Source organism: Desulforhopalus sp. (genome assembly GCA_030247675.1).
Taxonomy (GTDB): Bacteria; Desulfobacterota; Desulfobulbia; order Desulfobulbales; family Desulfocapsaceae; genus Desulforhopalus_A.
Window position 1 is genome coordinate 1 of the sequence record JAOTRX010000004.1, and the last position, 14,200, is coordinate 14,200.

General features: G+C 54.3%; 9 protein-coding genes. 4 read left to right on the forward strand and 5 right to left on the reverse strand.

From position 1 onward, the window contains the following. The first annotated feature begins 291 nt into the window (after nucleotides 1-291). The 3 genes from selA (at nucleotide 292) to OEL83_09650 (ending at nucleotide 5,304) form a co-directional block, all read left to right on the forward strand. Nucleotides 292-1,710, forward strand: a complete 1,419-nt coding sequence (gene selA, locus OEL83_09640) for an L-seryl-tRNA(Sec) selenium transferase (protein MDK9707301.1) — start codon at nucleotides 292-294, stop codon at nucleotides 1,708-1,710. Continuing rightward, on the forward strand, nucleotides 1,676-3,850 hold the full coding sequence (locus OEL83_09645; protein MDK9707302.1) for a tetratricopeptide repeat protein: 2,175 nt from the start codon (nucleotides 1,676-1,678) through the stop codon (nucleotides 3,848-3,850). The genes selA and OEL83_09645 overlap by 35 nt, the downstream gene beginning before the upstream one ends. A gap of 371 nt (nucleotides 3,851-4,221) precedes the next feature. After that, entirely contained in the window at nucleotides 4,222-5,304 is a 1,083-nt protein-coding gene (locus OEL83_09650; protein MDK9707303.1) for a type IV pilus twitching motility protein PilT, read from the forward strand. Nucleotides 5,305-5,388: 84 nt separating this feature from the next. On the opposite strand, the gene OEL83_09655 is transcribed toward OEL83_09650, so the two are convergent. Both OEL83_09655 and OEL83_09660 read right to left on the reverse strand, forming a co-directional pair. Then, on the reverse strand, nucleotides 5,389-7,944 hold the full coding sequence (locus OEL83_09655; protein MDK9707304.1) for a DNA internalization-related competence protein ComEC/Rec2: 2,556 nt from the start codon (nucleotides 7,942-7,944) through the stop codon (nucleotides 5,389-5,391). Then, nucleotides 7,941-9,215, reverse strand: a complete 1,275-nt coding sequence (locus tag OEL83_09660) for a 3-deoxy-D-manno-octulosonic acid transferase (protein ID MDK9707305.1) — start codon at nucleotides 9,213-9,215, stop codon at nucleotides 7,941-7,943. The genes OEL83_09655 and OEL83_09660 overlap by 4 nt, the downstream gene beginning before the upstream one ends. 116 nt (nucleotides 9,216-9,331) lie before the next feature. Here OEL83_09660 and OEL83_09665 point away from each other — a divergent pair, with 116 nt between their 5' ends. Continuing rightward, nucleotides 9,332-10,096, forward strand: coding sequence for a 16S rRNA (uracil(1498)-N(3))-methyltransferase (locus OEL83_09665; GenBank protein ID MDK9707306.1), 765 nt, complete (start codon nucleotides 9,332-9,334; stop codon nucleotides 10,094-10,096). Here OEL83_09665 and OEL83_09670 read toward each other — a convergent pair. Genes OEL83_09670 through OEL83_09680 form a run of 3 tightly spaced genes read right to left on the reverse strand, consistent with a single transcriptional unit; the run spans nucleotide 10,093 to nucleotide 14,169 of the window. After that, complete coding sequence (locus tag OEL83_09670; protein ID MDK9707307.1) at nucleotides 10,093-11,271, reverse strand: acyl-CoA dehydrogenase family protein; 1,179 nt, start codon at nucleotides 11,269-11,271, stop codon at nucleotides 10,093-10,095. The genes OEL83_09665 and OEL83_09670 overlap by 4 nt on opposite strands. After that, nucleotides 11,272-12,624 carry an L-lysine 6-transaminase gene (gene lat, locus OEL83_09675; protein MDK9707308.1) on the reverse strand — a complete coding sequence of 451 codons (1,353 nt, stop codon included), beginning with the start codon at nucleotides 12,622-12,624 and terminating at the stop codon, nucleotides 11,272-11,274. It lies immediately after the preceding gene. Next, nucleotides 12,625-14,169, reverse strand: coding sequence for an aldehyde dehydrogenase family protein (locus tag OEL83_09680; protein ID MDK9707309.1), 1,545 nt, complete (start codon nucleotides 14,167-14,169; stop codon nucleotides 12,625-12,627). Nucleotides 14,170-14,200: the final 31 nt, after the last annotated feature.

Genomic DNA, 14,200 nt, shown 5'->3' on the forward strand with positions numbered 1-14,200 from the left:
TCAATATCTTTTTTGCCCTGCTTTAAATCTCAACTTCCATTCCTAAACGATTTTTAACCATGATCCTAATGCCTTATTCCTAAACACCAGAATCATCCCTCGCTCAAGTCCGCGGCAAACTACTTGAACCGGAGAAGCTTGTCAACAAGAAAAGATGGCCAGCGAAAATAAGTATTGAGTTCTTTCCCAATAGTCTATTATGTACGGCAACTCATTTGAAATGCAAGTCAACTACTAATATTCTTTCAAGTATCTATAAAATCAATCATCCTATAGAAAACCAACAACGATATGGAAATTGATAAAAACAGGTTACTTAGGTCCCTTCCGAAGGTCGATGAGTGCATAGGTCTTTTAATCAATAATCCTGATATTACAGGTCCTCCAAATGTGATTAAAGCAGTCGTCCAGGAGGCAATTGATGTCGAAAGAGAAGCGATACTGGCTGGACAGATTAGTGGTGGTATACGGGGTTGGCCTGAATGGCTCGATGTCTTTAAATTTAAAATTGCCCAAAGAATGCGGCCCAAATTGCGAAGGGTTATCAATGGCACTGGTGTGGTAATTCACACCAATCTTGGTCGCTCTATTCTGACGCAGCATGCCACAGATAGCCTTGCCCAGGCCGGTGGGTACTATTCAAACCTTGAGTTTGACCTTGAGACAGGCAAACGTGGAAGCCGTTATAGCTTGGTAGAAGAATTGCTTTGCTATTTGACCGGTGCAGAATCGGCACTGGTTGTCAACAATAACGCCGCTGCAGTCCTCATTGCCCTTGATACCTTGACGAAAAATAAGGAAGCTATTGTTTCCCGAGGGCAACTTGTTGAAATCGGAGGTTCTTTCCGAATCCCCGATATCATGGTCAAGAGCGGTGCCCGGCTTGTCGAGGTTGGCGCCACAAACAGAACCCATCTCTACGATTATGAGAGGGCTATTTCCGAAGAAACTGCGTTACTGCTTCGAGTACATACCTCAAATTTCCGCATCATTGGCTTTACCTCAGAGGTATCTGCAGAAGATATGGTGGCCCTCGCCAGGAAGAACAACCTGACCACCATGGAAGATCTAGGGAGCGGCAGTTTGGTGGATTTTTCCCGGTTTGGTTTTCCCAAGGAACCCACAGTTCAACAGATTGTTCATGCGGGCGTCGATGTTGTAACCTTCAGTGGCGACAAACTTCTCGGCGGGCCGCAGGCTGGAATCATTGTTGGGAAAAGGGATGTCATTGACCGCATAAAGAAAAATCCGCTCAATCGGGCTCTGCGTATCGATAAGTTTACCTTAGCCGCCTTAGAAAGCATCCTCCGAGAATACCTTGACCTTGATAAGGCCCTGAAAAACGTGCCAACACTGGCGATGCTCACCGCCTCTGCCGCCGAGTTGAAAAAACGGGCGCAGCGAGTCGCTCGCCGGTTAACGAAAAAACTTGGGGAGAAGTGCCGGGTAGCTACCATTCCGACAGTGTCCCGAGTCGGCGGCGGGGCCTTGCCGGAATTTAGTATCGGCAGCTGGGCAATCGCTTTGGAGCCGGCAGCGATGACCCTCAATACCTTTGAGGCAATGCTTCGAAGGCTGACCATCCCGATTATTGGGCGTATTGAAAATGATCGATTTCTTCTTGATGTTCGAACTATTCAGGAGCGGGAGATTGGCGATCTGGTGACCTTACTTGATGAATTATTTAACACTGAGGCAAGCGGTGACTGATTCCTTTCCTATTCTGGCCAATTATCGGGGCTTGATAGCCGAGGATTTTTCTCGGTTTTCGCAAAGCTTTGCGGAGATTCTGAAGAAACGGCTCCCTACGGCCAAAACCATTTATTTTGCTGATGTCGATGATCTTCGAACCGAGCATGCAACGGCTACTTCTTCTCCAGATGGGAATGGCGACATTTTCGAGGCACTTAAAAATGGAGGGAAATTCTTTGCTATCCACGAGCAGAATCTGCTGCTGTCCTTTCCACTCAGGGACGGCCGGCAGTTTATCGCCACTGTACGTGGGGCTGATCCCTTATTCTTAGGGAAGGTGAGGGAAGATTGGCTGGAAGAAACAAGGTCGGCTGTTGAACGGGAGTTTATTCTTTTAAAAGAAGCCCGAGTGGATGTCCATACCGGTCTCCTCAACCTGTGGAACCTGTGTTCTCTTCTGGAGGGTGTCGGGCAAGCGAAAGGTCTGCATCTTGTTCTCATTGAACTTCCCCCTAAAAGGACGTCTTTTCAGTATGTTGTCAGATATGCTCAAAAGTGTGCGACCTCGATTCGCAACTTTATCCAGGGCGACTCCGTCCTGCATGCCATTGGGCAGTCGACATTTGCCCTAGTTTTGCCCTGCAAGGAAGGTGTAGAAAAGTCGGAAGTGGAGAGTGCTCTGGTCTCTTATTTAAAACGCGAGGGTTGTCATAAAGTCCATGTTGGATCGAGTTGTTCGATCTTTCAGGCAGGTGAGAACGAAAACGTGCCGGCGCAAAATCTTCTCGATGAGGCTTGGACTGCCCTCGGCCATGCACAAAAACGCGGACCCTTCAGTTTTTGTGATTATAACCGTCTGACCCATCCGGAGCAGCATGCCTTGGTTGCGCCGGATCCCAATCTCGTCCGTCGGTTAGGGAGATTGGTCCGGCATTGCCAGTCTTTTAGTGTCGTCCATCTTCGGGATCTTTCCGGAGTGGGGGAAGCGAAGGACGTCGTACTGCCTTTTATTGATCAAGGGGTAGTCCTGGTATCGAACAGCGATGTTCTGGTATTTTTTGAAGGCGCTGAAGCTGTCACGACCTTGACCTGGGCAAAGAGAATTCTTGACCAAGCCAGAGCTGCAGCCCAGGGGAATAGGGTTTCTGCCGGATTGGCGTATTATCCCTGCAGCGATTTTAAGAAATCCGAGACACTTCTCAATTGTCAAAAAGCCCTCCTGCATGCCTCATTTTTCGGTGAGCCGACTGCCGTGGTCTTTGATTCGGTGAGTCTGAATATCAGTGGTGACAGCTATTTTGGCGATGGCGATTTGGCGAGGGCTGTTCGGGAGTATAAAAGAGGGCTGAAATTTGATTGGCAAAATGTCAATCTGCATAACAGCTTAGGGGTTGCTTTGGTGATGATGGACAAGTTTGTCCCAGCTATGCAGAGCTTTGAAAATGCTTTAGCCATCGACAGCCGCAATTTCATGGCCCTTTATAATTTAGGCCTTGCGGAACAAGGGAAGGGGCGTAAGAAAGAGGCGTATCAATATCTTGAAAAGGCTGTGCAACACTACGACGCCGAAGACGCCGAAGTTAGCATGCTCGACGATTTGAAGTTGCAGCTGGGAGGACTTGCCTGCGATCTGGGTGAACATCGCCAGGCCCTCGAATATCTGCTGCCTTGGCAGGAAAAAAACCAAAGGACGGCAAGAGCGGGGAGGGTACATTTTTTCATCGGTAAAGCCTGTCATGGTTTAGGTGATAATCGCCGGGCCATGGTCGAACTGCAGCGGGCGCTACAATTTAATGAATTCGATGACCGGGCCATGGATCTTCTTGGCAAGGTATATTTTCAGGAAGGCGAGGGTGATGAGATTGCCCTTGCCTTGTGCCAGAAGAGCGTCGAACTGGAGCCTGGCAATCTCCTCTATAGATGCAATCTTGCCGAGGTGCAACTCCGCTGCGGTAAGGTAAGGCAGGCACGAGAAAATCTCTACCGGTGTTTGAAAAGTAAAAAAAGCAGGATGAAGGCCCAACTTTTACTTGGTAGGAGCTTTGCGCAAGAGGGTCTACATAACAGGGCAGGAAACTGGTTTGAAAAGGCCCTGAGACAGGACGATGGCCAGCCGGAAATGTATGCTGAAGCAAAACGAGGCTTACGTGAAAAGTAACCGCCAGCCGGTTGCCAGGAAAACCCAGGAATAAGTTAATTTCCCCTTGAATTTTCAGGAAATATTTGTCAGAAACTAGGTGGTAAACCGATTGTCACAAGGCTGGTGGGTTGCAGGCGGCTTTTGCCGGCTTTCTGAGGAGGTTTAGAGAAAAATCCTTTTTAAGGTGGAAGTCATTCTGTCCTCGTCGGCACCTTGTCCGGGTGGAGATTTTTAGCCTGGACTTGTTGTCTTGATCCAAGATACACTGCTGGCAGATGGCCTTCACATGGTCGATGCTTGCACCGGCGGTCGTTTGGCTTCCTATTGAAAGGAAAAGTTCGGCGCCGCACTGGAATTATCGATGGTTTAATTGAAATTCGGAGAATGATATGGCTCAGATAGATGGTTTTTTTAAGCTGATGAATGACGAAGGGGCCTCCGATCTGCATATGGTATCAGGGCAGCAACCACTTCTCCGGATTCGCGGGGATATGGAGCGGGTCAAGTTTAAGAAAATGGGCAACGATGAGCTTCGCGCCATGTTGTATGAGATCTGTCCGGAAGAAAAAATCAAACTCTTTGAAGAAACCGGGGATATCGATTTTGGTTATGAGATTCCCGGTCTTGCCCGTTATCGCTGCAATTACTTTCAGCAAAAATACGGTATTGGCGCAGTCTTTCGGGAAATCCCCAGCGAGATCATGACGGTTGAGCAGCTTGGTCTGCCGCCAGTCATTGCCCGTCTCGGCCATTTACCGAAGGGAATGGTACTGGTCACCGGACCTACCGGTTCCGGTAAATCGACGACCCTTGCGGCCATTGTCGATGAATGCAACAAGAACCGTAAAGACCATATCCTGACCATCGAAGACCCGATCGAATTTGTTCATAAAAGTCAGAAATGTATCATAAATCACCGTGAGGTTGGGTCCCACACCAAGAGTTTTGCCGCGGCACTTCGCGGGGCGTTGCGTGAAGACCCGGATATCATCATGGTCGGCGAGATGCGCGATCTGGAAACGATCTCTCTAGCCATGGAGGCGGCCATGACCGGCCATCTGGTGTTCGGGACCCTGCATACCATCAACGCTATGAAAACGGTGGATCGTATCATTGAGATCTTTCCGGCAAACCAGCAGGGGCAGGTGCGTTCGACCCTGGCCGACGCCCTGAAGGCAGTCGTATCACAAACGCTCTTTAAAAGGATCGATGTCAAAGGTCGCTGCGCCGCCCTGGAGATCCTCATTGCCACACCGGCCGTGCGCAATCTTATTCGTGAAGGCAAGACTTATCAAATCCTGTCTACCATGCAGACCGGCAAGAAATACGGCATGCAAACCCTCGACGATGCGATCATGTATCTCCTTGAAAAGAAAATGATCGATCCAAATGATGCCTACTCGAACTCTGTCGAGAAGGCGAAGTTCTTGAAATACCTGAAGAGAGCGCCGTCCGATTTCACAGAGGTCTAAGCTTCGTCTGCCAAGAAGAATTGCGGGGCGGGAGTGGTTTCCCGCTCCGACAGGTTTCTGTCTCCTCCATCTTAAATCACCGATTTAGCGTTTTTCACGTATTATAACCGGTTCATAGGGGTTAATGGGGTTGTCCTGCCTTTTGGCGTAGCCAAGGATCCGTGGGCCTCCGCTGCCAAGCTGTGTTTCCAGAGTGCCCCGTTGTGAGGTTGTCAGGAGGGAAATTCCTTTTTCGCGGCAATCATCTTGCAGGTGGCTGTGGGGAAAGTGGCCTTGACTGTTTGCTCCGGCAGATACCAATAGATGACTTGGCGCCACGGCCGCAAGAAACTCCGGCGAGTTAGAGGTAATCGATCCGTGGTGCGGGGCTTGGAGGATGTCGGCTTTCAGGTTATACCCCTGATCGATCAGGGAACGTTCTTCGGCCCGTCCGATGTCGCCGGGAAAAAGCGCGCAATATTGTCCAGAACAGGCTTTGATAATAAGACCTGTATTACCCTCGCCACGAGATTTTTTGGGAGCTGCGGTTGTATCGGCAATTGAAAGATTGGCAACGCATTCGACCCGTTCGGTAAAAGGGCCATTTCCCAGCAATGCACCATCTCCAGGGATGACGACAGGTATTTCCAGCTCCTCCGCCAGGGCGATCAGGTTTCTGAAATTGTCATCATGACCGTGTTTGTCCCTGACCCAGAGTTGCCCTGGTGAAAAGTGTTTGAGGATGAAATCGATGCCGTTGTAATGATCGGCGTCGGGGTGGGTGACAATCACCGCAGCAAGGTGTTGAATACCTCTGCGCCACAAGTAGGGAGCGATTATGCGTTCACCGACGCTGCGGGTCGCCATGGAAGATCCTCCACCATCAATGAGAATCTTCATTCCCGATGGAAATTCGACGAGGCTGGCACTGCCCTGGCCGACATCGAGAAGGCTTACCCGTAAAGAGTCGCTGACCTTGTTCCGCAACAAGGCATGGGGGTAGAGCATCAAGGCCAAACAAGCAGATGTTAGTAGGGCTGAAAACCACGACCACCGCCTGTTCATGTTTCCCGGAAGCAAACAGAACAGCAGTCCTGCGTAGTATCCGGCCATCAGCCAGATGGGCGGTGACGGCAGCCACAGGGTCGACAAGGGGAGGTCGGCGAAAAAGGTCGTTCCCTGCACCGCGGCACGCAATCCCAGAGCACCGACCTGCAGCAACCAGGCGCTTACCTCCGCGTGGAAATACATGAAGGGCAGAGCGAGAAAGCCGCAGGGCAGGCTCCATAGGCAGATCAGCGGCTCGACAAAGGGATTGGCGACAATGCCAATGGGGGAAAAGCGGTTAAAAGCGTACAGGGTGATGGGGGCGGTTGCCAGTGTCGCGGCAACGGAGATCAGCAGGCCGGCGATCAGCCAATTCCATGTGCGCTGTTTGAAGGTTTTGGGAGGTGAGGCCGGTTCGTTAGGGAAGAGGAGCTTTTTCAACACCGGGAAGAGAAAAAGAATGGCCATGGTCGCGACAAAGGACAGCTGAAAAGAGGCACCGAACAGGGCCAGTGGATCAACTGCGAGAATAATCAAGGCCGCAAAGGCCAGAAGGGCGGACGGGGATTTCGGTCGGTCGGTGCAGATGGCGACAATAACTATGCAACTCATTATAACTGCGCGGAAAACCGGGGCGTTCAGGCCGGCAAGCAGGCCATAGCCGAGCAATACCGGCAGGCAGAGAAAAGCCGCCCATTTGCGGACGGGATAGCAAAAGAGAAGCCGCTCCGAACGGCTGAGGAGCCAGTACAGGGCGGCGTAGAGAAGGGTACCGATGATGGTCATGTGCAGGCCGGAAATACTCAGGATATGAAAGGTCCCGCTGCCCTTGAACGCTTCGAGGGTGGTCTCGTCGATCCGCGATGCGTCACCGATCAGGATGGCCCGGTATATCCCGCTTAATTCGGGCGGTACGGCCTTATCAATATGTTCGCCGATGCGGCTGCGCACTCGCTCCGGCAGATAGTACAGGGTATGGAGGAGGCCGTGTTCTTCGTCGAGGGTCTCGACAAAGAAGGGGGAGCGGACAAAACCGCTTATCCAGATATCGTTACGAGCCAGGTGCTGAGCATAGTCAAAGGCCCCCGGTGTCTTAAAGCTGTCAGGGCGTTTGAGGTCGGTGCGGACCACCAGGGAGTCTCCCGGCATCAGGGGCTTGGGAATAGGCCCTGGAAAATTCAGGATGATTTTTCCGGCGGTGGGCTGGAGCTCGGGCGACTCGCGAAAGCGGATATATTCGGCATCAAGGAGCATCTGGCTGGTTTTTCCATCGAATTCAATCAGGCCGGCCAGGGTTCCGGTCACTACCGCCTCGGTCTTTTCGGTTATGCGGTGGTATATATGGGTGTCTTCTCGGGGAAGTTGCAGGGCGGTCTGGGCGTGGAGAAAACCGAGGGCGGCAAGCAACAGCGGCAGGGAACAGAGGACAGTTTGCTGTTTGTGGAAATAATGCAGCACAGCGAGCAATACCAGAAAACAAAACAGACCGGCAGCCAGGAAGGAAATGGCCCCAGCCGTCATACTGAAGTGTGCGGCCACGGCAATGCCTGAGATGAAGGCCAGGGTCAGGTACACCAGGAGATGGTCAGAAATATGCGAGGCCGGATGTCTCAAAGAATTTTCTTAATCAGTTCAATGTGTTTGTCGATTATATCGTGATTAGAGACGATGCAATCTTGCGCGGCCCTGCCCATGCGGATACGAAGCTCCTGATCGGCGAGGATTTCTCCGAGACACTTCTGCAAGTTTTTTTCATCGCGGATCTCCCTGGCTCCGCCGGTCTGTATCAGCGAGGCGGCGATTTCGCAGAAGTCCTCCATATACGGCCCGAAAAGCACCGGAATGGCCATGGATGCCGGTTCGACCGGGTTGTGGCCGCCCTTTGCCACCAGGCTGCCGCCGACAAAGGCAAGATCGGCAAGGGCGTAGAACTCGATGAGTTCGCCGATGCTGTCGAGGATAAACATGTCGGACGGGCGGAAATGATCCGTGGATCGCAGAGATACCTGCAGTCCGTGATTTGCTGCCAGGCCGGCAATCTCCACAGCCCGGTTGGGATCGCGCGGAGCGATTATCAGGAAAAGCTTGGGATAAGTGGCGCGCAGCCTTACATAGCAGCGGATGAGGATTTCCTCTTCTCCCAGGTGGGTGGAGCCCGCGAGAAACAGGATACGGTTATCCGGCATGAGGTGGCGGTGTTCACCGGGCATCGCCCCGGGTTTTTCCTCCGGCCGGGTGGCGTACTTCAGATTGCCGAGTATCGGTAGTTTTTCCGGGGCAAGACCGAGTTGCTGCATTTTCTCCCGGTCACGCTGCGTTTGCATGCCGAGGAAGGCAAAGCAGCGAAACATCGGGGCAAAAAAGAAATGCAGCCGCTGATAGCGAGCCATGGATTTCGCCGACATCCGGCCGTTGACAAGAATGCAGGGGGTTCCACGGTCGTGCAGGCAGGCGAGGATGTTCGGCCAGAAGTCGGTTTCGACGAGGATGAAGAGATCGGGGCGGATATGCCGGATAAAGAGGTGCACCACCGGCAGCAGGTCGAGGGGGCTGTCGAGGATGTAATCGGCGAGCTGGCCGAGCAGGTTGTCGGCAACCTGCTTGCCGGTACGGGTGGTTGCTGTCACGACAATGCGATGATCAGGATACGTGGCACGAAGACCACGAATCAAGGGCACCGCCGAGGTTACCTCGCCCACCGACAGGGCGTGCACCCAGATTGTCCTGCCCCCGCCCTGACCACGTGTGAGTTTTTTGCCAAGTCCGGCACCGAGCCGGGCCGGAACGCGATCGCGGTATTTGTTGCTGCACAGGACAAAGAGGATGAGAAGTGGTGAAAAAACCAGTAGAAAGGCGAACTGGACAATATTATAGAGTAGGAACATAGGAAAAAGGCCTCAAGGTTGATTGGCTTTTCACCTTAAAGGAATTCCTCCTGCAAATGCAAGAAATTCAACCGGTAATAGCAAAAAATGGGAATCCTGCAAAGTTGGGGTAGGCAATGAATATAATTCTGGCTGAGGCGGCGGAGGTGGAGGGCGATCTGCTGACCCTCGCTGATGGCCGCGCTGAACATATCGTTAAGGTATTACGCTCGGAGGTCGGTGACAGACTGCGGGTCGGTGTCATCAATGGCCTGAAGGGCTACGGTACCTTGCTTGCCCTGGAGAAAAAATTTCCCTTCCAGGCGACCCTGCGCCTCGAATTGAACGAACCCCCAGGACAACTGCCGCCCCTTGACCTCATCCTCGCCCTGCCCCGGCCGATCATGTTGAAACGGGTGCTCAGCCAGGTCACCGCCCTGGGTGTTGGAAGCATTCACCTGGTCAATGCCAATCGGGTGGAAAAAAGTTTCTGGGAGGCGGGCCTGCTGGCTCCGGAGGAATATCGGCCCCATCTCCTGCATGGCCTGGAACAGGCGGTCGATACTCGCCTGCCGGAAATTCGCCTGCACCCGAAATTCAAGCCATTTATCGAGGATTTCTGCCCGGCCCTGACTGGGAATTATGGTGATCGCCTTGTTGCCGACCCAGGCGGTGAACACCGGCTGGTCGATATGGCCGGCAGGCATTCAGGACGGGTTCTCCTGGCCGTTGGTCCGGAGGGCGGCTGGGTCGATTTCGAGATAGGCAAGTTTCGCGAGCAGGGCTTTTCCTGCTGTACCCTCGGCGAGAGGATTCTCAAGGTGGATACGGCAATCATTGCCCTGCATGCCAGCATTACCGCGGTGCGGGAAAGCCGCAGGCTAGACACCGCCGGGTGCTAGCGATAGGCGGCGATCCCGGTGACTTTCTCGCCGATGATCAGGGTATGCATATCATGGGTGCCCTCGTATGTATACACCGATTCGAGGTTGTTCATATGCCGCATGATCGGATATTCGCCCATGATGCCGTTGGCGCCGAGCATGGTCCTGGCGGTCCTGGCAATCTCCATGGCGATCTGCACATTGTTCATCTTGGCCATGGACACCTGGGCCGGGCTGTAGGTACCGGCATCCTTTAACCTTCCGAGCTGCAGAGCCAGCAGTTGACCCTTGGTCAGCTCCGTCACCATCTCCGCCAGTTTCTTCTGCTGCAACTGAAAGCCGGCAATAGGTTTGTCAAATTGGATACGCTGCAGGGCGTAGGCCAGAGCGGTCTGGTAGCAGTTGTCGGCCGCGCCCAGAGCCCCCCAGGCGATGCCGTAGCGGGCCTGGGTCAGGCAACTGAGCGGCCCCTTCAGTCCTTTCGCTTCCGGCAACAGCGATTCTTGCTCGTCGACGACGACATTGTCGAGAATTAGCTCGGAGGTCACCGAGGCCCGGAGGCTCCATTTACCCTTCATGCGCACGGTGGTAAAGCCGGGGGTGTCCTTCGGCACGAGAAAGCCGCGCACCCCTGCATCGGTTGCCGCCCAGATTATGGCAACATCGGCGATGCTGCCGTTGGTGATCCACATCTTGGTGCCGTTGATGGTCCAGGTGCCGTTATCGTTGCGGATGGCGCGGGTCCGCATGCCGGATGGGTTTGAGCCGAAATCGGGTTCGGTCAGCCCGAAACAGCCGATTGCCTCGCCTGCCGCCATCTTCGGCAGCCAGTAGCTTCTTTGCTCGGGACTGCCGTAGGTATAGATCGGATACATGACCAGCGAACCCTGCACCGAGGCGAAACTGCGGATCGCTGAATCGCCGCGTTCCAGTTCGTACATAAGGATGCCGTAGGCAACGTTGGAGAGTCCGGCGCAACCATACTCCTCCGGCAGGGTCGGGCCGAGAAAGCCCAGGCCGCCCATGATCTTCACCAGGTGGGCGGGGAATTTCTCCTCCTGGGCATAGCTATCGATAATGGGGATGACCTCCCGGTTGACGAATTCCCTGGCGGTTTGTTGCACCAGTTTTTCCTCGTCGCTGAGGAGCCCGGCCATGCCCATGAAGTCGGTCATTTCTGTTGGTACTGTCATTTATTTGCCCTTTGCGGTTTTCATCGTTGCGGGTTTATGGTGCATTTTCAGGAGAATGGACCGGATGATCTGCAGGACCATCGCAACCTCCTCCCTGGTGATGATCAGATGTGGCCGGAACCTGATACTGCTTGAGCCACAGCCGATGACGATCAGTTTCTCCCGCAACATCTTGGCTCGGAAGGTGTTGCGTTTTTGCGCGTCGGCGAGATCAAAGGCGCACATCAGTCCGAGGCCCCTAGCATTGCTGATGATATCCGGGAATTCACTGCATAAATTCTCCAGACCCTGCAGCAGTTCCCGGCCGCGCAGCCGGGCATTGTCAACGAGCCGTTCCTTGTCAATAATTTTCAGGATGGCCGAACAGCGCGCCATATCGACGAGGTTGCCGCCGAAGGTCGAGTTGATCCGGCTCGGTTCGGTGAAGACGTTGTCCCTCACCTCGTCGAGACGCGATGAGGCGAGGATGCCGCACACCTGGGTTTTCTTGCCGAAGGAGATGATATCCGGTCTGCAGCTAAAGTGCTCGTGGGCCCAGAATTTGCCGGTAAGGCCGATACCGGTTTGCACCTCGTCCATGATGAAGAGGATCTCGTTTTCATCGCATATCCGGCGCAGTGCCGTAAAAAATTCGTCGCGGAAGTGGTTGTCGCCCCCCTCGCCTTGAATCGGTTCGATGATCAGTCCGGCGATGTCGCTGCCCTCCCGGTCGATATGCTCCTCGATCATGGCGAGGGCACGCTCTTCCAGAGCGCGGACTGCCGCCAGGTTTGTCTCGGTCAGGGGAAAGGTCAGTTTCGGGTTGATGATCCGCGGCCAGGGAAACTTCGGGAAGTACTTGGTTTTACGCGGGTCGGCGGTATTGGTCAGCGATAGGGTATAACCGGACCGGCCATGGAAGGCCTGCTGGAAGTGAATGATTTTGCTGCCGATCTCTCCCTGAAAGCCGTGCCCGAAGTTTTTCTTTACCTTCCAGTCAAAGGCCGCCTTGAGGGCGTTTTCAACCGCCAGGGTGCCGCCCTCAATGAAGAAGACATGGGGCAGATAGGCAGGCATGGCGTATTTTTCAAAGGTCTGCAGAAATTCCGCCATCGGTGCCGAGTAGGAATCGGAATTGGCCGGTTTTTGGATGGCGACGGCGCCAAGCCTGTCCTGAATGGCCAGCAGATCGTCATGGTTGTAACCGACCGCCATGGAGGCGAACATCGAAAAGCAATCGAGGTAGCGGTCGCCGTTGCGTTGGTCGACCAGCCAGCTGCCTTTTGATTTTTCAAGATCGACGATGATATCCATGCCGTCGGCCAGGAGATGCCTGCCGATTACCTTTTTTACATCCTGAGCTTTGATCACCATCTACAGGTCCTCCTCTATCGCGAATTTGATGCCCTGGGCGAGAGGCAAGCCGCTGCCGTAGTTGACGGTCACCGTTTGCCGGCGCATATAGGCCTTCCAGGCATCCGAGCCGGATTCGCGGCCGCCGCCGGTGTCTTTTTCGCCACCAAAGGCCCCGCCGATCTCGGCCCCGGAGGTGCCGATGTTGACATTGGCGATGCCGCAGTCGGAGCCGCGCGCCGAAAGAAATGTCTCGACCTCCTGGAGATTGGTGCTGAAGATTGCCGAAGAGAGGCCCTGATCAACCTCATTGTTCAGGGCGATGGCATTTTCCACGCCACCCCCGTAGCGGAGAAGGTAGAGGATCGGGGCGAAGGTCTCCTTGCAGACGATGGGCAGATGGCCGGGAACCTCGGCAAGGGTCGGTTCGACATAGCAGCCGGAGGAAAATTCCGGGCCCTTCAGGACATTGCCGCCGAAAAGAATCGTGCCGCCCTGACCGGTTATCGCCTTGATGGCCTTCTGAAAGGCCTTGATTGCATCCTTGTCGATGAGGGGGCCGAGGTGGTTTGCCTCAAGGAGGGGATTGCCGATTTTCAGCGAACCGTAGGCCCGGCACAGCTGGGCCTTGACCTCTTCATAGCGCGATTCATGGACGAGCAGACGTCTGGTGGTGGTGCAGCGCTGCCCGGCGGTGCCGACTGCCCCGAAAACCACCGCCGGCACCGCTAGACGCAGGTCGGCGTGCTCGGTGATGATGATGGCATTGTTGCCGCCCAGTTCGAGGATGGTTCTGCCGAGGCGCTGGCCGACCTTTGCCGCGACACCCCGGCCCGAATCCACCGAGCCGGTAAAGGAAACCAGGGGAATGCGCCGGTCGCTGACAATCTTGTCACCGATGCTGCCCCGGTCGCCGATGACCAGGGAGAAGATGCCCTCCGGCAGACCGTTCTGTTCCAGAACCCTGGCGATGATCTTTTGTACGGCAATGGCCGAAACGCAGGCCTTCGACGACGGTTTCCATACCGTGACGTCGCCGCAGATGGCGGCAATCATCGCGTTCCAGCCCCAGACCGCCACCGGAAAGTTAAAGGCGGTGATAATCGCTACAACTCCAAGGGGATGATATTGTTCAAAGAGACGGTGGTCTGGCCGCTCGGAGACGGTTGTCATGCCGTAGAGCATGCGTGATTGGCCGATGCAGTAATCGCAGATATCGATTACCTCCTGCACCTCGCCGAGACCTTCCTGCAGGGACTTGCCGGTTTCATGGGAGATGAGGGTACCGAGCGGCAGTTTGAAATCGCGCAGCCGCAGGCCGATCTGCCGGACGATCTCACCCCGCTTTGGTGCCGGTGTGGCTCGCCAGAGGGGAAAAACCTTGGCCGCTTCGGCCATGACCTGCTCGTAATCGCTGGGGGTGGCCTTGATGATGTTGGCGAAGGCCTCGCCGTCAACCGGGGAGATGGCGGTAATCTTCTTTCTGCCCTTATTGGTCAGCCATTGTGTGCCGGTCGAACTGCCGGGCATGGTTTTTTCGAGGTAGAGTGCGTCGAGAAAGTTCATGCTGCCTCCGCGAAGTGAGAGAAGTGTGTTT

Coding starts and splice junctions, on each gene's coding strand:
- OEL83_09660 (MDK9707305.1), bottom strand. CDS start 9,215: ATGTTCCTACTCTATAATATTGTCCAGTTCGCCTTTCTACTGGTTTTT.
- selA (MDK9707301.1), top strand. CDS start 292: ATGGAAATTGATAAAAACAGGTTACTTAGGTCCCTTCCGAAGGTCGAT.
- lat (MDK9707308.1), bottom strand. CDS start 12,624: ATGGTGATCAAAGCTCAGGATGTAAAAAAGGTAATCGGCAGGCATCTC.
- OEL83_09645 (MDK9707302.1), top strand. CDS start 1,676: ATGAATTATTTAACACTGAGGCAAGCGGTGACTGATTCCTTTCCTATT.
- OEL83_09665 (MDK9707306.1), top strand. CDS start 9,332: ATGAATATAATTCTGGCTGAGGCGGCGGAGGTGGAGGGCGATCTGCTG.
- OEL83_09670 (MDK9707307.1), bottom strand. CDS start 11,271: ATGACAGTACCAACAGAAATGACCGACTTCATGGGCATGGCCGGGCTC.
- OEL83_09680 (MDK9707309.1), bottom strand. CDS start 14,169: ATGAACTTTCTCGACGCACTCTACCTCGAAAAAACCATGCCCGGCAGT.
- OEL83_09650 (MDK9707303.1), top strand. CDS start 4,222: ATGGCTCAGATAGATGGTTTTTTTAAGCTGATGAATGACGAAGGGGCC.